The organism is Lacisediminihabitans sp. (genome assembly GCF_036569425.1).
Lineage (GTDB): Bacteria > Actinomycetota > Actinomycetes > Actinomycetales > Microbacteriaceae > Lacisediminihabitans.
In genome coordinates this window covers 64256-81675 of sequence record NZ_DATCQQ010000016.1, presented here as the reverse complement: position 1 = coordinate 81675, position 17420 = coordinate 64256, and the positions used below count along the sequence as shown (strand labels likewise).

General features: G+C 68.7%; 17 protein-coding genes. 8 read left to right on the top strand and 9 right to left on the bottom strand.

Annotated features, from left to right (window positions below; genetic code table 11):
- The first annotated feature begins 158 nt into the window (after positions 1-158).
- From ilvD to VIM54_RS02475, 5 genes are all read left to right on the top strand, one after another.
- Positions 159-1856, top strand: coding sequence for a dihydroxy-acid dehydratase (ilvD, locus tag VIM54_RS02495; RefSeq protein ID WP_331898883.1), 1698 nt, complete (start codon positions 159-161; stop codon positions 1854-1856).
- A gap of 45 nt (positions 1857-1901) precedes the next feature.
- Positions 1902-3716, top strand: coding sequence for an acetolactate synthase large subunit (locus tag VIM54_RS02490; RefSeq protein WP_331898882.1), 1815 nt, complete (start codon positions 1902-1904; stop codon positions 3714-3716).
- A gap of 4 nt (positions 3717-3720) precedes the next feature.
- Complete coding sequence (gene ilvN / locus VIM54_RS02485) at positions 3721-4227, top strand: acetolactate synthase small subunit (protein WP_331898880.1); 507 nt, start codon at positions 3721-3723, stop codon at positions 4225-4227.
- A gap of 34 nt (positions 4228-4261) precedes the next feature.
- Positions 4262-5287 carry a ketol-acid reductoisomerase gene (gene ilvC / locus VIM54_RS02480; RefSeq protein ID WP_331898878.1) on the top strand — a complete coding sequence of 342 codons (1026 nt, stop codon included), beginning with the start codon at positions 4262-4264 and terminating at the stop codon, positions 5285-5287.
- A gap of 312 nt (positions 5288-5599) precedes the next feature.
- Entirely contained in the window at positions 5600-6232 is a 633-nt protein-coding gene (locus tag VIM54_RS02475) for a DUF998 domain-containing protein (RefSeq protein WP_331898876.1), read from the top strand.
- Positions 6233-6278: 46 nt separating this feature from the next.
- Here VIM54_RS02475 and VIM54_RS02470 read toward each other — a convergent pair whose 3' ends face one another.
- The 9 genes from VIM54_RS02470 to nirB all read right to left on the bottom strand — a co-directional run bounded on the left by VIM54_RS02470 (position 6279) and on the right by nirB (position 14596).
- Positions 6279-6536: a DUF6510 family protein gene (locus VIM54_RS02470; protein WP_331898874.1), complete on the bottom strand. Its 258-nt coding sequence runs from the start codon at positions 6534-6536 to the stop codon at positions 6279-6281.
- Positions 6536-7288: a ferredoxin reductase gene (locus VIM54_RS02465; protein WP_331898872.1), complete on the bottom strand. Its 753-nt coding sequence runs from the start codon at positions 7286-7288 to the stop codon at positions 6536-6538. Before VIM54_RS02465 ends, VIM54_RS02470 begins: the two co-directional genes overlap by 1 nt.
- Positions 7285-7878, bottom strand: a complete 594-nt coding sequence (locus VIM54_RS02460; protein WP_331898870.1) for a sulfite oxidase-like oxidoreductase — start codon at positions 7876-7878, stop codon at positions 7285-7287. The genes VIM54_RS02465 and VIM54_RS02460 overlap by 4 nt, the downstream gene beginning before the upstream one ends.
- A gap of 37 nt (positions 7879-7915) precedes the next feature.
- The gene (locus VIM54_RS02455; protein WP_331898869.1) at positions 7916-8686 is read right to left on the bottom strand and encodes a hypothetical protein; all 771 of its coding nucleotides are present in this window, start codon (positions 8684-8686) and stop codon (positions 7916-7918) included.
- A 26-nt stretch (positions 8687-8712) separates the two neighbouring features.
- Entirely contained in the window at positions 8713-9153 is a 441-nt protein-coding gene (locus VIM54_RS02450; protein WP_331898867.1) for a DUF86 domain-containing protein, read from the bottom strand.
- On the bottom strand, positions 9150-9614 hold the full coding sequence (locus VIM54_RS02445) for a helix-turn-helix domain-containing protein (protein ID WP_331898865.1): 465 nt from the start codon (positions 9612-9614) through the stop codon (positions 9150-9152). The genes VIM54_RS02450 and VIM54_RS02445 overlap by 4 nt, the downstream gene beginning before the upstream one ends.
- A gap of 76 nt (positions 9615-9690) precedes the next feature.
- A complete protein-coding gene (locus VIM54_RS02440; RefSeq protein ID WP_331898903.1) occupies positions 9691-10836 on the bottom strand; it encodes a uroporphyrinogen-III synthase in 1146 nt (381 codons plus the stop codon).
- A 50-nt stretch (positions 10837-10886) separates the two neighbouring features.
- Positions 10887-11960, bottom strand: a complete 1074-nt coding sequence (gene cobA, locus VIM54_RS02435; protein WP_331898863.1) for a uroporphyrinogen-III C-methyltransferase — start codon at positions 11958-11960, stop codon at positions 10887-10889.
- A 2-nt stretch (positions 11961-11962) separates the two neighbouring features.
- Entirely contained in the window at positions 11963-14596 is a 2634-nt protein-coding gene (nirB, locus tag VIM54_RS02430; protein WP_331898861.1) for a nitrite reductase large subunit NirB, read from the bottom strand.
- A 181-nt stretch (positions 14597-14777) separates the two neighbouring features.
- Between nirB and nirD the strand changes: the two genes are divergently transcribed.
- The 3 genes from nirD (at position 14778) to VIM54_RS02415 (ending at position 17410) form a co-directional block, all read left to right on the top strand.
- Positions 14778-15119: a nitrite reductase small subunit NirD gene (gene nirD, locus VIM54_RS02425; RefSeq protein ID WP_331898860.1), complete on the top strand. Its 342-nt coding sequence runs from the start codon at positions 14778-14780 to the stop codon at positions 15117-15119.
- On the top strand, positions 15116-15862 hold the full coding sequence (locus VIM54_RS02420; protein WP_331898859.1) for a sirohydrochlorin chelatase: 747 nt from the start codon (positions 15116-15118) through the stop codon (positions 15860-15862). Before nirD ends, VIM54_RS02420 begins: the two co-directional genes overlap by 4 nt.
- 132 nt (positions 15863-15994) lie before the next feature.
- Positions 15995-17410, top strand: coding sequence for an MFS transporter (locus VIM54_RS02415; RefSeq protein WP_331898857.1), 1416 nt, complete (start codon positions 15995-15997; stop codon positions 17408-17410).
- The last annotated feature ends 10 nt before the right edge of the window (positions 17411-17420 follow it).

Sequence of the window (17420 nt, the reverse complement as noted above, 5' to 3'; positions counted from 1 at the left end):
CGCATCCGTCCCGCTCCCGTCCCCCACCGAAAACGCAGGACATTCCGCGCCGCCTGCCGCTTTTTGCCGCAGAACGGCTCCGCCGGCGGCGAATCTCCTGCGTTTTCGGTGACCGCGGGCGGCGGAAAGCACCGGCGGCGGAGTTCTAGACTCGTTACATGCCCGAAACAGTTGACTGGAAGCCGCGTTCGCGCGTCGTAACCGACGGAATCGAAGCCATGACCTCGCGCGGGATGCTGCGCGCGGTGGGAATGGGCGACGATGACTGGGACAAGCCCCAGATCGGCATCGCGAGCTCGTGGAACGAGATCACGCCCTGCAACCTGTCCCTCGACCGCCTCGCGCAGGCCTCGAAGGAGGGAGTGCACTCCGGCGGCGGCTACCCGCTGCAGTTCGGCACGATCTCCGTGTCGGACGGCATCTCGATGGGCCACGAAGGCATGCACTTCTCGCTGGTGAGCCGCGAGGTGATCGCCGACTCGGTCGAGGTGGTGATGCAGGCGGAGCGCCTCGACGGCTCGGTGCTGCTCGCCGGGTGCGACAAGTCGCTGCCCGGCATGCTCATGGCGGCGGCGCGGCTCGACCTCGCCTCGGTGTTCCTCTACGCCGGCTCGATCGCCCCCGGCTGGGTGAAGCTCAGCGACGGCACCGAGAAGGACATCACCATCATCGACTCGTTCGAGGCCGTGGGCGCCGTGCGCGCCGGCCGCATGAGCGAGGCCGATGCCAAGCGCATCGAGTGCGCCTTCGCGCCTGGCGAGGGTGCCTGTGGCGGCATGTACACCGCGAACACCATGGCGAGCGTCGCCGAGGCGCTCGGGATGGCCCTGCCGGGGTCCACGAGCCCGGCCGCGGCTGACCGCCGCCGCGACTACTTCGCGCACAAGAGCGGCGAGGCCGTCGTCAACCTGCTCCGGCTCGGGATCACCACCCGCGACATCCTCACCAAGGACGCCTTCGAGAACGCGATCGCCGTGGCGATGGCCCTCGGCGGGTCCACCAACGTCGTGCTGCACCTACTCGCGATCGCGCACGAGGCGGAGGTGGACCTCACCCTCGCCGACTTCAACCGCATCGGCGACACCGTGCCGCACGTGGGGGACCTCAAGCCGTTCGGCCAGTACGTGATGAACGACGTGGACCGCCAGGGCGGCATCCCGGTACTCATGAAGGCGCTGCTCGACGCCGGGCTCATCCACGGGGACGCCCTCACCGTCACGGGCCGCACCGTGGCCGAGAACCTCGCGGAGCTCGATCCAGAGCCGCTCGACGGCAAGGTGCTGCGCACGCTGGACAACCCCATCCACCCCACCGGCGGCCTCACCATCCTGCACGGTTCGCTCGCGCCCGAGGGGGCCGTCGTGAAGACGGCGGGATTCGACGCGAAGGTGTTCGAGGGCCCGGCGCGTGTGTTCGAGCGCGAACGCGAGGCGATGGACGCCCTCACCGCCGGGGGGATCACCGCCGGCGACATCGTGGTGATCCGCTACGAGGGTCCGAAGGGCGGGCCCGGCATGCGCGAGATGCTGGCGATCACCGCGGCCATCAAGGGCGCAGGGCTCGGCAAGGATGTACTACTCTTGACTGACGGACGATTCTCAGGCGGCACAACCGGACTGTGTATCGGCCACATAGCACCCGAAGCGGTGGACGCTGGTCCCATCGCCTTCGTGCGCGATGGTGATCTAATACGGGTCGATATCGCAGCTCGCTCGCTCGACCTACTCGTCGAACCGACGCAGCTCGCAGCTCGCCGCTCTGGCTGGGCTCCGCTTCCCCCGCGCTATACCCGTGGCGTTCTCGCAAAGTACTCGAAGCTCGTGCACTCCGCTGCGGAGGGTGCGGTCACCGGGTAGCTTCGTGCCCTCACTATTCGTGCCTGAAACCTCAAGGAAGTCCTGATGTCCACGGAATCGATCCCGGTGCCCACCGCGGCCAAGGCCCCCGGCCCGGCCGAGCGGCACGCCGCTCCGGAAGTGCTCAACGGTTCGGCGGCCATACTCCGCTCGCTCGAAAACCTCGGCGTCACCGACGTCTTCGGCCTCCCGGGCGGCGCGATCATGCCGTTCTACGACGAACTGATGTCGTCCACGGCGATCCGCCACATCCTGGTGCGGCACGAGCAGGGCGCCGGCCACGCCGCGGAGGGCTACGCCTCGGCGACGGGAAGGATCGGCGTCGCCATCGCGACCTCCGGGCCCGGCGCCACAAACCTCGTCACCGCAATCGCAGACGCCTACATGGACTCGGTGCCGCTGCTGGCGATCACCGGCCAGGTGTTCTCCACCCTCATGGGCACCGACGCCTTCCAGGAGGTCGACATCGTGGGAATCACGATGCCGATCACCAAGCACTCCTTTCTCATCACCCGCCCGGAGGACGTGCCGGCGACGATCGCCGCCGCGATCCACATCGCGACGACCGGACGCCCTGGGCCGGTGCTCGTGGACGTGACGAAGGACGCCCAGCAGGGCTTCGCGCCGTTCGTCTGGCCGCCCAAGGTCGACCTGCCGGGCTACCGGCCGGTGACGAAGGCGCACGGCAAGCAGATCCAGGCGGCCGCGCAGCTGCTCGCCGAGGCGAAGCGCCCCGTGTTCTACGTGGGCGGCGGCGTGGTGCGGGCGAAGGCGAGTCCCGAGCTGCTCAAGCTCGCCGAACTCGTGGGCGCCCCCGTCGTGACGACGCTCATGGCTCGCGGCGCGTTCCCGGACTCCAACCGGCTCAACCTCGGCATGCCCGGGATGCACGGGACGGTCCCGGCGGTGCTCGCGATCCAGGAATCCGACTTGCTCATCTCCCTCGGGGCGCGGTTCGACGACCGGGTCACCGGCAAGCCGAGCGAGTTCGCCCCCAACGCCAAGGTCGTCCATGTCGACATCGACCCCGCCGAGATCTCCAAGATCCGGGTCGCCGATGTGCCCATCGTCGGTGATGCCAAGGACGTCATCGCCGACCTCACGGTCGCGTTCGCGCAGGCCACGAAGAACACCCCGTCCGACCTCACCGACTGGTGGGTTCGGCTCGACAAGCTGAGGGAGCAGTTCCCGCTCGGCTACGACGAGCCGGACGACGGGCTGCTCTCCCCGCAGTACGTGATCGAGCGCATCGGCCAGATCACCGGCCCGGAAGCGATCTATGCGAGCGGGGTCGGCCAGCACCAGATGTGGGCCGCGCAGTTCATCAAGTACGAACGGCCCAACTCGTGGCTCAACTCCGGTGGGGCGGGCACAATGGGCTACGGCGTGCCGGCCGCGATGGGAGCGAAGGTCGCGGAACCCGAGCGCACCGTCTGGGCGATCGACGGCGACGGCTGCTTCCAGATGACCAACCAGGAGCTCGCCACCTGCACGATCAACAACATCCCGATCAAGGTCGCGATCATCAACAACTCCTCGCTCGGCATGGTGCGCCAGTGGCAGACCCTGTTCTACGACGGGAGGCACTCCTTCACCGACCTGAACACGGGCCACGACACGGTGATGATCCCCGACTTCGTGAAGATGGCGGACGCGTATGGCGCCCTCGGCATCCGGGTCACCAGGAAAGAGGACGTGGATGCCGCGATCAAGCTCGCGAACGAGACAAACGATCGACCGGTGGTGATCGATTTCATCGTGAGTCGGGACTCGATGGTGTGGCCGATGGTGCCGCAGGGCGTCGGCAATTCGTCGGTGCAGTATGCGCGCGATCACGCGCCGGAGTGGGACGAGGAGTAGAGCAATGACCCATGTCCTGTCCCTTCTGGTGGAAGACAAACCCGGCCTGCTGACGCGCGTCGCCGGCCTGTTCGCGCGTCGCGGTTTCAACATCGAGAGCCTCGCCGTCGGCAAGACCGAGATCCCCGGCCTCTCCCGCATCACGGTCGTCGTCGACGTGGAGGAGTTGCCGCTCGAGCAGGTGACGAAGCAGCTCAATAAGCTCATCAACGTGATCAAGATCGTGGAGCTCGATCCGCTGCAGACGGTGGAGCGCGAGCACATGCTAATCAAGGTGCGGGTGGACAACAGCACCAGAAGTCAGATTCTCGAGGCGGCTACGCTGTTCCGTGCCCGCATCGTGGATGTCGCGACCGACGCCCTCGTAATCGAGGTCACCGGCGACACGGCCAAGGTGCAGGCCCTGCTGCGGGTGCTCGAGCCATACGGGATCAAGGAGATCGCCCAGTCCGGACTGCTCGCGATCGGCCGGGGAAGCAAGAGCATCACCGAACGAGTCTTCAAGAACTAGCTTTCACACCACAACAATCAAGGAGAACCAGAACGTGACCGAAATCTTCTACGACAAAGATGCTGACCTCTCGCTCATCCAGGGCAAGAAGGTCGCCGTCATCGGCTACGGATCGCAGGGCCACGCCCACGCGCTGAACCTGAGAGACTCCGGGGTCGAGGTCGTCGTCGGTCTCAAGCCGGACTCCAAGTCCATCGCCAAGGCGCAGGAGGCCGGTTTCACCGTGCTGCCGTCGGCGGAGGCCGCCGAGTGGGCAGACGTGATCGTGATCCTCGCCCCCGACCAGTACCAGCGCCACCTGTACGCGGCGGACATCCAGCCCCACCTCGCCGAGGGCAAGGCGATCCTGTTCGGACACGGCTTCAACATCCGCTACGGCTACATCAAGGCGCCGGAGGGCGTCGACGTGATCATGGTCGCCCCGAAGGGACCCGGCCACACCGTGCGTCGCGAGTACGAGGCCGGCCGCGGCGTGCCGGTGATCGTCGCCGTGGAGCAGGACGCCTCCGGTCGCGCGTGGGACCTCGCCTGGTCGTACGCGAAGGCGATCGGCGGCCTGCGCGCCGGCGGCATCAAGACCACCTTCACCGAGGAGACCGAGACCGACCTGTTCGGTGAACAGGCCGTTCTCTGCGGCGGCGTCTCGCAGCTCGTGCAGTACGGCTTCGAGACCCTCACCGAGGCGGGCTACCAGCCGCAGATCGCGTACTTCGAGGTGCTGCACGAGCTCAAGCTCATCGTCGACCTCATGTGGGAGGGCGGCATCGCCAAGCAGCGCTGGTCGGTCTCCGACACGGCCGAGTACGGCGACTACATCTCCGGCCCGCGCGTGATCGACCCGCACGTGAAGGAGAACATGAAGGCCGTGCTCTCCGACATCCAGGACGGCACGTTCGCCGCCCGGTTCATCGCCGACCAGGATGCGGGAGCCCCCGAGTTCCTCGCACTGCGCGCGAAGGGTGCCGCACACCCCATCGAGGCGACAGGCAAGGAGCTGCGCGCGCTCTTCGCCTGGAAGCAGATCGACGAGGACTACGTGGACGGCGAGGCCGCCCGCTAGCACCCCTCGAGATGGCCCCGGCTCACGAGTCGGGGCCATCGCGGCGTCCCGGGCCGGATTCCGGAGGCGGCCCGTCGCACAACTCGCGCGGGGCACGTCGCACTCGCGGTCGCTCGCGGCGGGGATACAGCTTCGCGGCGGGGGATGTTACTCCCTCCGCGAGGGTTCCGCGAGCTCTGCGAGGGCTCCGCGAGGGCATCGCGGATGCATAACTCCGGCTATCCGGGGCGGGCCGGTCGAAGTCGTCAGCAATTGCCGCCCGCGCCGGCGACCGCGGCCCAACGAGCAGGAGTTATGCGCAAGGGTGGACGGATGACCTCACACGACGCGCCGCAGGCACGCCGTGCCTTCGCGACGGTCGCGAAGGCACTCGTGGTGCTCTACGCGCTGATCGACTTCGTGCTGCAGCTCCTGCCGCCGCACTACTCGGTCGTGAGCGACGCGGAGAGCGACCTCGCGGTCGGCCCATTCGGCTGGGCGATGAGCCTCAACTTTCTCGCGCGGGCGGCGATGTGCGGATGCGTCATCGCCGCGATCCTGCTGGTCGGGTCGCCGTCGCGCTCGCGGACGTGGGGCCTGGTGCTGCTCGCCGCCTCCGGGCTGTGCTCGGCGGCACTGGTGTTCGCCCCGACCGACGTGAACGCGCCGGGCGAGTACGGGATGACCCCGCACACCGCCGTCGGGGCCGTGCACGTGACCTTCGCCACCGCCGGGTTCGTCGCCGTGCTCGCCGCCATCTCGCTCCTCACCGCGTGGGCAAGTCGGGCGCTGCCGGCGGTGCGCGCGATCCTCGCGTTCGCGGCGCTCGGCGCGGTCGGCCTCGCCGCCCTCGCGTTCAGCATCGCACTCGCACCCCAGATGGTGGGGCTCGCCGAACGGGTCTGCCTCGCCGGCATCCTCGGCTGGGCGTTCGTGCTCTGCCTCGGCATGCGCCGGCTCGCCTGAGGGGCGGCCGGAACCTCACCGCGGGTGATGCCACGGTCGCTCTGGGTTAGCGCGGCACCTTAAGCCACGACATCCCGCGCAACTCGAGGCAGACACTGTCCGGTTCCTCCACGATCACCATGAGCACGTCGTCGCACTGGCCGCAGCGCACGACATAGCCGGTGGGATCGGGATAGACCATCGCGCGGGCGAGTTCCGAGACGTCGCCGCAGCCCAGGCAGCGCGCAGTGGCCAGGGTGAGGTCGGCGGAGAAGAGTTCGGAGAGCGGGCCGGCAAGCGAGTTGCCGTCGACGGGTTCGGGCATCACGCGCCTCCAAATCGTTCGGTCTTCACCCGGTGCGGGTCGTGGCCGAGCGCGACCAGGGCGGTCGCGACCGTCTCCACGAATCCGGTCGGCCCGCACACGAAGACGGCCGGCGAGAGCGAGGACGGGAAGGCGGATGCCTGCAGGTCGTCCGGCGTGATGCGGCCGGCCGACCGCGGCCAGTCCGCCGGTGTGCGGCGCGTGTACAGCCAGGTGACGTCGAGCCCCGGGGTCGGCGTCGCGAGTTCTGAGCGGAAGAACGCGTCATCCGGGCTGCGCAGCGAGTAGAGCAGGCGGAACGGCGCCGCACTGCCCGAGTCGGCGTGCGAGCGGATCATGGCCATGAGCGGAACGATTCCCGAGCCTCCGCCGATGAGCTGCACCGGTTCGGTCTGCGCCGGTGTCCACACGAACCAGCCGCCGAGCGGCCCGCGCAGTTCGACCTGATCGCCCGCCATGAGGTCGTCGACGAGGTAGGGAGACACCTCACCGTCGGGGAAGCGGTCGACGGCGAGCTCGACCAGGTCGGTTTCGCCGGCCGACGCGATCGAATAGGAGCGGACGGCCTGGTATCCGTCGGGCGCCGTGAGACGCACATCAGCATGCTGGCCGGCGAGGTTGCCGCCCCAGCCGGGCACGTCCAGCACGATGCTGCGCCCGGTGGGCGTCTGGGTGGCAGTCGAGACGACCACTCCGACGTGCCAGAGGCCGACCCGGTGCGGCGGCGCATCCCGGGTCTCCCGTTCGGTCACCAATAGCGCTGCTCGAGCCACGGATCACCGTACAGGTGGTAGCCGTTCTGCTCCCAGAAGCCCGGTTCGTCGTCGCTCTGCATGACCAGGCCGCGAATCCACTTGGCGCTCTTCCAGAAGTACAGGTGCGGGATGAGCAGTCGCGCCGGCCCGCCGTGCTCGGCCTCGAGCGGCTCGCCGTCGAATTCGAACGCGATCCACGCCTTGCCGTCGAGCAGGTCCTCGAGCGGCACGTTCGTCGTGTAACCGCCATAGGAGTGCGCCATCACGTAGTCGTTGCTCGTCTCGACCTCGGCGAAGAGCGTGTCGAGAGAGACGCCGCGCCAGGAGGTGCCGAGCTTCGACCAGCGGGTGACGCAGTGGATGTCGGTGCCGACGTCTTCGATCGGGAGCGCCTGCAGCTGCTCCCAGTCCCACTTGTGCACTGTGCCGGACTCGGTGCGGATGCTGAACGCCCAGTCCGCGGTGTCGATGTCGGGGGTGGGGCCGGCCGACAGCACCGGGAAGTCCGTGGTGAGGTACTGGCCGGGAGGAAGTTCGGGATTGTTTTCGCGACTTCGGCCGGTGAAACCGCGAGAGATGACAGCCATGGATACTCCTTCGGTTGGATTCAGAATAGCGACCCTGTTACTCGCGGTCGAGGCCGCCCATGCGTTCCAGCACCGCGTGCACCAGCTCGATCTCGGCATCCGGGGTGATGTGGTGGTTGAGGTAGATGCTCTCTAGCCAGGAGAGCACCTCCTCGCGTTCGAGGCCGACGGCCGACCAGTCGACGCCGTTTTCGGCAGACGTGACGGGCTCGCCGGAGATCGGGTCGAGCCAGGCGCGGGCGATGGTGCGATCGGGGATCGCGCCATCCACGGGATTCCAGAGCAGGGCGATCGGGTGATTGTCGCCGTCGACATGGTCCTGGCTGACCGTGCCCGAACCGAGCCAGGGGAGTGTGAGGATCTCGCCCTCGATCTCCACCTCGATGAGGTCGAGCTGAGCGGGCTCGGTCTCGCAAACGTAGAGGGGATAGCCCTCCTCATGCCACGCGGCGGCCTCTTCGATGTCTTCCATGAGTTCGGGCATCCGCGCGAAGAAGTTGCCGGCGAGAGCGGTGGCCCACTCCAGGAGCACGGCCGTGTCGGCATCATTCCACGGGCTGTTCTCGCTCCCGTCGCCACCCGGTGCGTGGAAGTGGTGCTCGGCTCCGGACGCGCCGAGGTCGAGGTGCAGTTGCCCGTCGTCGAATCCGACGTAGAGCGAGACCATGTTCTCGTCGTCCTGCCACTCGGCGAAGATCTCCGGCTCGTGCAGCGCCGACGGAAGCTCGATCTTCGCCGCGCGCTTGTCGCCGAGGTCGAAGACCGCCTGGAAGATGGAGTTCGGCAGTCGCAGCGTTTCGTCGGGCATGGGTCAACTCTTCCATGCCGGGCGCGTCACGGCGTAGCGGGCGGCACGCTGGCGAGAATCTGGCGGATGGCATCGGGAAGCGACCTCGACACCACATTCCAGATCACCTGTGGATCTGCTCTCAGATATTGGTGCGCGACAATGTTGCGAGTGTGAGTGATCTCACGCCACGGCAGGGTGTGATTGATCACCTTGACCCGCGACGGCAGCCGCTCTTTCACCAGGTCGCCGAAGTGGATGATCAGTGCCTCGGCGGCGAGGGAGGTCAGTTGCGACTCTGTGCTCAGAAACTCCGCCTGGCCACGATCTATGATCTCCTGGCACCCGCTGAGCAGCGTGCGCAATTCGGCGGCGACGGCGGGATAGCGGTTGATTTCGGAGTTGCCTTCGACGTTGCCGGCACCGCCGGCGGTCGCTCGAGGCACCGTCCGGAACCGGACGGGAGGGGCCTCACCTTCGTCGGTCACAGCGCGATCGCTTCCTCGCGAACGTGTGCCAGATAGCCGCCAAGGGCCGCGCTGTCGGCGATGACATCGGCCCTGAACCCGGTGATCCGCTCGACGTCGAGGGAGAATCCCGCCAGGTCGAAGAGCGAGGAGTCCGCAGAGACGGACACCAGCAGGTCGATGTCACTGGACTCCGTGTCCTCGCCGCGGATGGTCGAACCGAACACTCGAACGTTCGAGAGCCCACGACCCGTCGCGGCGGCGAGGATGTCATCGGCGAAGAGTTGCAGGGGAATCGAGGGCCGGGTCTTCGCCGCCTTCAGGATGGCGCGGAGAGTCTCAGGCCTGGGTGTGCGGCGAGCGAGTTCGTACGCGGCCAGCGACGGCTGGTGGATCCCCGCTGCCTGCGCGAGCTGCGATTGGGTCATCGAGTTGTCGAGCCGCGCTGCTCGGATGAGTTGCCCCGCTCGTGCACGTTGCATGACCTGTAGTCTCCTTATAGACGTTGTCTATAAACATCGCACGGTCACCGGCGCCGCACAAGGCCAACGACCCACGTCACATGTCGATGCGGTAGCCCCGCTTGATCACCGTTGCCACGAGACCGGATGCTGGAAGCGCCTGGCGCAGGCGGCTGATCGCCACGTCGACGGCGTGGTCGTCCTGCATCTCGGGCAGCGCCGCCGTAAGCGCGGCGCGCGACACCACGGCGCCGGGGGAGGCGAGCAGGATGCGCAGGATCGTCAGCGAGGTCGGCGCGAGGGAGGCCCGGGTTCCGGCCACGCTCACGATGCGCCCGCGCAACTCGATCGCGCCGTGGGCGGACTGCACCCGCACGATCCGCTCCTCCTCGAGATACTCGCAGACCAGTCGGATCAGGGCGCCCATGCGATAGCGCTCCGGTACGATCGGGATGATGCCCCCCGCGATGAGCGGAGCGGCCGTGACCGGTCCGACCGCGGCCGCGACGACCGTGCTGGACAGGGCATCCTGCAGCTGCTGGAGCCTGCCGATGCCGTCGGCGGCGCTGAACAGCGCCTCGACTGCCGGCGCGCTCGTGAAGGTGACGGCGTCGACGGAGCCGGTGCAGATCGCATCCACCAGTTTGAGCACCCGGCTCGAGTCATCGGGAAGCAGCCAGCGGTATGGCGCGACGGTGAGCACAGTGACCCCGGCGGCGCGCAGTCGTTCGAGTTGTGGTTGGTCGGTGAAACCGTGCAGTTGCACCGCCACGGTCTTGCCCTCTGCCCCCTCGCGCAGCACGAAGTCGACAAGGGACTGGGTCGTCTCTTTGTCGCTCATGCCCGCATCGTCGAGTCCCGCGGCCCGCACGGCCCCTCGGGCCTTCGGCCCGCGCACGAGGATGCGGGAATGGGCGAGCGTCTCGATGAGCTCGTGACCGAGACCCGCGGCATCCGCGGCCTCGAACCAGCGGCGGATGCCGTAGGAGGTGGTGGCCAGCAGTATGTCGGGGCGTGCCTCGATGATCGCCTGCGTGTCGCGGGTGAGCTTGGAGTCGTCGGCGGTCGCCGAGATGCGGATGGCTGGGGCGTGCAAGACCTCGGCGCCGCGACGCTCGAAGGCCGCGATGAGGTCTTCCGAGCGCCGATCCGAGGTCACGCCGATGCGGAATCCCTCGAGCTGGTCGGCACGGAACCCTGGGAGGCCTGTCTCACTGCTCGTGTCGCTGCCGGTGTCGGTCAGGGGGTCTCCGTCGTGGGGCGCTGGCGGGCGCGGGGCAGAAGGGGGAGCGGCTACCGTGCCAGGCGCGCCGCGTGGTCCAGCAGCTCGACAGCCGCGACATCGGCGTCGTGCGCCAATCGTACGACCTCACCGATCACGATGACAGCGGGGGAGCGGATGCCGGCCTGCGTCGAACTGTCGACCACCGTGCCGATCGACGCGATGGTGGTGCGCTGGCTGTCGGTAAAGGCCCGCTCGATGATCGCCACCGGCATCGCGGCATCCATGCCGTGGCGAGCGAGGCCCGCCGACAGCTGCGGGAGGGTGCCGATGCCCATCAGCACGACGATGGTGCTGCCGAGACCCACGAGGTGGGCCAGTTGGTCGTCGGTGAACGGGGCGTGGCCGGAGACGACGGTGAACATGCGGCTCACGTCGCGGTGGGTCACCGGGATGCCCGCGATTCCGGGCGCCGCGATGGCGCTCGAGACTCCGGAGATGACGCTGACCGGCACGCCGGCCTCCCGGCAGGCGAGCACCTCTTCCCCGCCTCGCCCGAAGACGAAGGGATCTCCGCCCTTGAGGCGAACGACGGTCTGGCCGGCGAGGGCGCTCGCCACGAGCATCCGCTCGATCTCGGCCTGGGGCACGGCGTGGTGGCCGGGGAGTTTGCCGACGTCGACGAATTCGGCACCGGGTGCCCAGTCGGCGAGGCGGTCGTGCGGCCCGAGGCGGTCGAAGTAGACGATATCCGCGTCACGGAGAGCATGCATGGCGGCGACGGTCATGAGGCCCTCGTCGCCGGGTCCTCCGCCGACGAGGGTGACGTGCCCGACCGGGCCCGTCACCGCGGCGTGCTCGCGGGTGAGCCAGAGGCGCAGCTCGGTCGCCAGCGCCGCGATCGTGCGGTCGAGGGCCGGTGCCGCATCGACGAGCACGACGAGGTCCATGGTGCTGAGGAGTCCGCGCCAGCCGTCGGCCGAGCGAGGCCATTCCACCGCCTTGGCAGCGGACGGCGCTGGCGCCTCGGTCACGAGGTGCACCGCCGCTCCGGCGGACCGGTAACGGGCGATCGATCGCCGGGAGGCGTGAGCGCCGCCGATGACGAGCACGCTGCGGTGGGAGAGGTCGAGCGTGAGGTCCATGGTCAGCGTCCTTCGGTGTGGGCGATGGCGGTCTGCCCGAGCGGGAGGGCCCCGGGTCGCAGGGGAATGGTGAGGCCGAGCGGCACGGCGGTCTCCCGTTCCTCGGCGCGGGCCGGGCGCGGTTGGCCGCGCTCGGTCACCTGCACGACGGCGGGGTCCGGGGTGTTCGGGGCGTTGACGAAGGAGCGGAATCGGCGCAGTCGCTCCGGATCCTTGAGGGTCGCGGCCCATTCGTCCTCGTAGTTGCCCACGTGGGTGGCCATCGCCGCCTCGAGCTCGTCGGCGATGCCGAGGCTGTCGTCGCACACGACATCGCGCACGTGATCGAGGCCCCCCTCCAGCTCCTCCTGCCAGCGTGCCGTGCGCTGCAGCCGGTCTGCGGTGCGGATGTAGTACATCAGGTAGCGGTCGATGTAGCGGATGAGAGTCTCGTCGTCCAGGTCCTGGGCGAGGAGCTGGGCATGGGCGGGCTGGTAGCCGCCGTTGCCGCCGACGTAGAGATTCCAGCCCAGCTCGGAGGCGATGATGCCGATGTCCTTGCCGCGTGCCTCGGCGCACTCGCGGGCACAGCCGGAGACTCCGAGCTTGAACTTGTGCGGTGAGCGGAGGCCGCGATACCGCAGCTCGAGCTGGATGGCCATGGCCACGGCATCCTGCACGCCGTAGCGGCACCAGGTCGACCCGACGCAGGACTTCACCGTGCGCAGGCTCTTGCCGTAGGCCTGCCCGGATTCGAAACCGGCGTCGACGAGGATCTTCCAGATGTCGGGCAGTTGCTCGAGTCGCGCCCCGAACAGGTCGATGCGCTGGCCACCGGTGATCTTCGTGTAGAGGTTGAAGTCGGCGGCAACCTCGGCGATCACCTTGAGTTTCTGCGGCGTGATCTCGCCGCCGGGAATGCGGGGGACCACCGAGTATGTGCCGTCCTTCTGCATGTTGGCGAGCGCACGGTCGTTGGTGTCCTGCAGCGCTCCGCGCCCGGAGTCGAGGATGTACCCGGAGGTCTGGGTGGCCAGGATGGACGCGATCACCGGCTTGCAGATGTCACAGCCGAGGCCGTGCCCGAAGCGCTCCATGATCGCGTCGAAGGAGGCGAGCTGGAGGATGCGCACCGATTCGAAGAGTTCGCTGCGGCTGAGCTCGATGTGCTCGCAGAGCGCCCGGGAGACCTCGACGCCCGCCTTCTTCAGCTCGGTCTCGAGGATCTTCTTGACGAGGGGCACGCATGAGCCGCACTGCGTGCCGGCGCGGGTGCAGGCCTTGAGAGCGCCGAGCTCGGTGCAGGCTTCGTCGTGATCGCCACGCACTGCCGAGCGAACGGTGCCGACGGAGACGTTGTTGCATGAGCAGAGCTGCACGTCGTCTGGCAGTTCGCCGCCGGCCGGCGGCTCGGCACCCGCCGCGGAGAGGTAGGCCCCCGGTTCGGCGGGTAGCTCGCGCCCGAGCAGCGGACGCAGGGAGGTGTACGGCGCGGCGTCGCCGACGAAGATGCCACCGAGCAGGGTCTTGGCATCGCCGGTCACCACGATCTTCTGGTACAGACCGCGCGCGGGGTCGGCGTAGACCACCTCGAGCGAGTGCTCGGTGACGGCGAGGGCATCGCCGAAGCTCGCCACCTCGACCCCCGAGAGCTTGAGCTTGGTGGCGTCGTCGATGCCGGGGAAGACGGCCTCCCCGCCGTGGATGCGGTCGGCCGCCACCTCGGCCATTGCGTTGGCGGGGGCGACCAGGCCGACACACATTCCCCCGACGGCGGCGACCTCGCCGATCGCCCAGATCCCCGGATGCGAGGTGGAGCAGTCGTCGCCGATCGCGATGCCGCCGCGCGGCCCGATTTCGAGCCCGGCGCCCCGAGCGAGTTCGTCGCGCGGGGTGATGCCGATCGAGAAGACGACGAGGTCGGCATTGAGCTGGCGGCCGTCGGTGAGGGTGACGCCCAGCACCTTGCCGGAGGGGGAGGAGATGATCTCGCTCGGCCGGTTGCCGAGGGCCAGGGTGATGCCCTGGGCCTCGATAAGGCGACCGAGCGCCTGGCCGGCGCCCTCGTCGAGCTGCGCCGACATCAGCCAACGACCGGAGTGAACGATGGTGGAATTGCCCCCGAGGCGCTGGAGACCGCCGGCGGCCTCGAGGCCGAGCAGCCCGCCGCCCACGACGACGACGTTCGCCGGTCGCTTGAGAGTGACGCGAAGCCTGGCGACCTCGGCGACGAGAAAGTCGACGTCTTCGATCGTGCGATAGACGTAGCCGAGGTCGGCGCCGGGAATGGGAGGCACGGAGGCGGACGACCCGGTGGCGAAGACGAGCTCGTCCCAGGACAGTGCCTCGCCGCCCTCGAGGGTCACGGTCCTGGCTGCCGGGTCGATGGCGGCGGCACGCTGGGCGGACCGGTAGCGGATGCCCGGGGCATCCCACATTGTGCGGTCGCCGAGCGTCAGATCCTCCGAGTCGACCAGGCGACGGGACAGTGCAACGCGGTCGTATGGCAGGTGCGGCTCTTCGCCGAGGACGGTGACGACAAACCCGGGGTTTGTGGCGGAACGCGCCGCCATCGCCTCGGTGAACCGGTGTGCGGCGGGGCCGCCGCCGATCACCACGACGTGGCGAGTGGTTCGGGTGTCGTCGGCCTCGGCCATGGCAGCACCTTTCGAGTGGGAGTGGCCCCAGCGTATGAGCCGGGCGTTTCCTCGCCATTGCGCCCGCGTAACGATGTGTGACATCGACCTCACTCCGCGCGCCGAGTGGTGTGAGGTCTTCGTTACGCGATCGTCACGGCTTTCGCCTGCCCTCGAAATCCGACCCTCGTACCGTGAACCCATGACGAACGATGACTGGGTGCCGCTCTGCTCGCTCGACGAGCTCGAACCACTCTGGGGCGAGGCCGCGCTCGTCGGCGGCCGCCAGGTTGCCCTGTTCCTGCTGCCGGACGGCAGCCTGCACGCCGTGAGCAACCGGTGCCCGGCCACCGGCTCGTACGTGATGTCCCGCGGCATCGTCGGGTCGAAGGGTGCGCGCAGCACCATCGCGTCGCCCCTGCACAAGCAGGTCTACGACCTCGTGACCGGCGAGTGCCTGAGCTCACCCGACTACCTCCTGCCCACCTATCCCGTGCGGGTGGAGGCCGGAATCGTGCAGGTCGCGCTGGCCGAGGCCGCGTGAGCGCACCCGTCCTGCTGGCCGCCTCCCATGGCACGAGCGACCCGGCCGGGCAGGCCGCCGTCGCGGCCCTCGTGCGCGCGGTGGCCGATGCCCGACCCGACACTGCCGTGCGCGGCAGCTTCGTCGACGTGCAGCAGCCGAGCGTGCCGAGCACCCTCGATGCGCTCGCCGACGGCGTGCCGGCCGTGGTGGTCCCCCTTCTTCTCTCGGCGGGATACCACGTGCACGTCGACCTGGCGGATGCCGCCCGCGAGGCCCTGCCGAGGCGGGTGACGGTCACCGGCGCGCTCGGCCCCGACGCCCGGATCACCCGCGTCCTCGCCGACCGTCTGCACGAGGCCGGCCTGGCCGACGGCGACCGGATCGTGCTCGCGGCTGCGGGTTCGAGCAACGCGGATGCCGTGGCCGACTGCCACACGGTGGGGCGCGAGCTGTCGATCCTGCTCGGGCGACCGGTGACGGTGGCCTTCATCTCGGCGGCGCAGCCCCGGCTCTCCTGCGCGGTCGCGGGCGCCAGGATCTCCGCGCGCGGTGCGCGTGTCATCGTGGCGACCTACCTGCTCGCGCCCGGGTATTTCGCGGGTCTCGCGCGCACCGCCGGGGCCGACATGGTGACGGCGCCGCTTCTCGCTGCCGGAGAGGAACCGCCGGAAGGGCTCGTCGAGACGGTCATCGATCTCTACGAACGCGCCGCCGCCGGGAGCCTCTCCGCGCTTTGTGACGAGCGTGTTACAGCGGCCTAACACCAGCGGCGCTCGCCGGTGACGACACGGTGACCGAACGGTAACCGCCACGGCGGTCTCCCCGAAACACGGCCTCGCTAGCGTCGAAATCACACACCGTCCCAAGTACCCCCACACTCCAAGGAGCGATCGATGACCACGACCACCGCTGCAACTCCGCTCGATACGCCGACAGACTCGACCGGGGCATCCGCCGCCCTGGTGCACCGGCCCGGGCGCTGGATCGACAACTGGAACCCGGAGAACACCGAACAGTGGAACACGGTGGGCAAGGCGATCGCCTCCCGCAACCTCAAGTGGTCGATCTTCGCCGAGTTCCTCGGCTTCATCGTCTGGCAGCTCTGGAGCATCGTCGTCGTGCAGCTGCCGGCCGCCGGGTTCGCCTTCGACACCGGGCAGATCTTCTGGCTCATCTCCATCCCGAGCCTCGTCGGCGCGACGCTCCGCTTCCCGTACACGTTCATGGTGCCGAAGTTCGGCGGTCGCAACTGGACGATGATCTCGGCGGCGCTGCTGCTCATCCCCGCGATCGCCCTCGGCATCGCGGTGGGCAACCCGGCCACGCCGTTCCCCGTCATGCTGCTCATCGCCGCGCTCGGCGGCTTCGGCGGCGGCAACTTCGCCAGCTCGATGTCGAACATCACCTTCTTCTACCCCCAGCGGGAGAAGGGCTACGCGCTCGGCCTCAACGCGGCCGGCGGCAACCTGGGCGTCTCGGTCGCCCAGATCGTGGTTCCGCTCGCCATCACCCTCGGCGCGGTCGGCACCCTGAACCTGCCGCTCGCGGGCTGGATCTGGATCCCGTTCATCCTGCTCGCCATCTTCGGCGCCTACCGGTACATGGACAACCTGTCGAACGCCAAGTCGGACTTCGCCGCCTCCCTCGCCGCCGTGCGGGAACCGCACCTCTGGATTCTCGCCCTGCTCTACATCGGCACGTTCGGCTCCTTCATCGGCTTCGCGAGCGTGTTCCCCAAGCTCATCGCCGACCAGTTCCCCGCCTACTCCGCCCTGCACGTGGCTACCGCCGCCATCTCGCTCGCCTTCCTCGGCGCGCTCGTCGGCTCCCTCTCGCGTCCCTTCGGAGGCAAGCTTGCCGACCGCTTCGGCGGAGCCATCGTCACGGTCGCCGCCTTCGGCGTCATGGCGGTCGGCGCGCTCGCCGTGGTGTGGGTGCTCCCGGTGGGCAACTTCTGGGCTTTCCTCGGGGCGTTCCTGGTGATCTTCGTCGCCACCGGTGTGGGGAACGGATCCACCTACCGCATGATCCCGAGCGTCTTCGCCGCCCGCAGCGGCGTGCTGGACGCCCACCGCAACTCGGGCAGCGTCGACACGCAGCGCAAGACGGCCGCGGCCCTCGGCATCATCTCGGCCGTGGGGGCATACGGCGGGTTCATCATCCCGCAGGTGCTCGGGCTGTCGAAGACCTCCACGGGGGACTACTCCAGCGCGATCTTCGGCTTCGTTGTGGCCTACCTCGTGCTCATGTCCATCACGGCGTTCTTCTACCTGCGTCGCGGCTCGTCGGTCGCCGGCCAGCGCGTCTGACCCTCCCCAC

Bases quoted from the DNA above. Each gene is read 5' to 3' on its own strand.
- cobA (WP_331898863.1), bottom strand. From the start codon at position 11,960: ATGGACCTCACGCTCGACCTCTCCCACCGCAGCGTGCTCGTCATCGGC.
- nirB (WP_331898861.1), bottom strand. From the start codon at position 14,596: ATGGCCGAGGCCGACGACACCCGAACCACTCGCCACGTCGTGGTGATC.
- VIM54_RS02490 (WP_331898882.1), top strand. From the start codon at position 1,902: ATGTCCACGGAATCGATCCCGGTGCCCACCGCGGCCAAGGCCCCCGGC.
- ilvD (WP_331898883.1), top strand. From the start codon at position 159: ATGCCCGAAACAGTTGACTGGAAGCCGCGTTCGCGCGTCGTAACCGAC.
- VIM54_RS02415 (WP_331898857.1), top strand. From the start codon at position 15,995: ATGACCACGACCACCGCTGCAACTCCGCTCGATACGCCGACAGACTCG.
- VIM54_RS02470 (WP_331898874.1), bottom strand. From the start codon at position 6,536: ATGCCCGAACCCGTCGACGGCAACTCGCTTGCCGGCCCGCTCTCCGAA.
- VIM54_RS02445 (WP_331898865.1), bottom strand. From the start codon at position 9,614: ATGCAACGTGCACGAGCGGGGCAACTCATCCGAGCAGCGCGGCTCGAC.
- ilvN (WP_331898880.1), top strand. From the start codon at position 3,721: ATGACCCATGTCCTGTCCCTTCTGGTGGAAGACAAACCCGGCCTGCTG.
- VIM54_RS02455 (WP_331898869.1), bottom strand. From the start codon at position 8,686: ATGCCCGACGAAACGCTGCGACTGCCGAACTCCATCTTCCAGGCGGTC.
- VIM54_RS02475 (WP_331898876.1), top strand. From the start codon at position 5,600: ATGACCTCACACGACGCGCCGCAGGCACGCCGTGCCTTCGCGACGGTC.
- nirD (WP_331898860.1), top strand. From the start codon at position 14,778: ATGACGAACGATGACTGGGTGCCGCTCTGCTCGCTCGACGAGCTCGAA.
- VIM54_RS02460 (WP_331898870.1), bottom strand. From the start codon at position 7,878: ATGGCTGTCATCTCTCGCGGTTTCACCGGCCGAAGTCGCGAAAACAAT.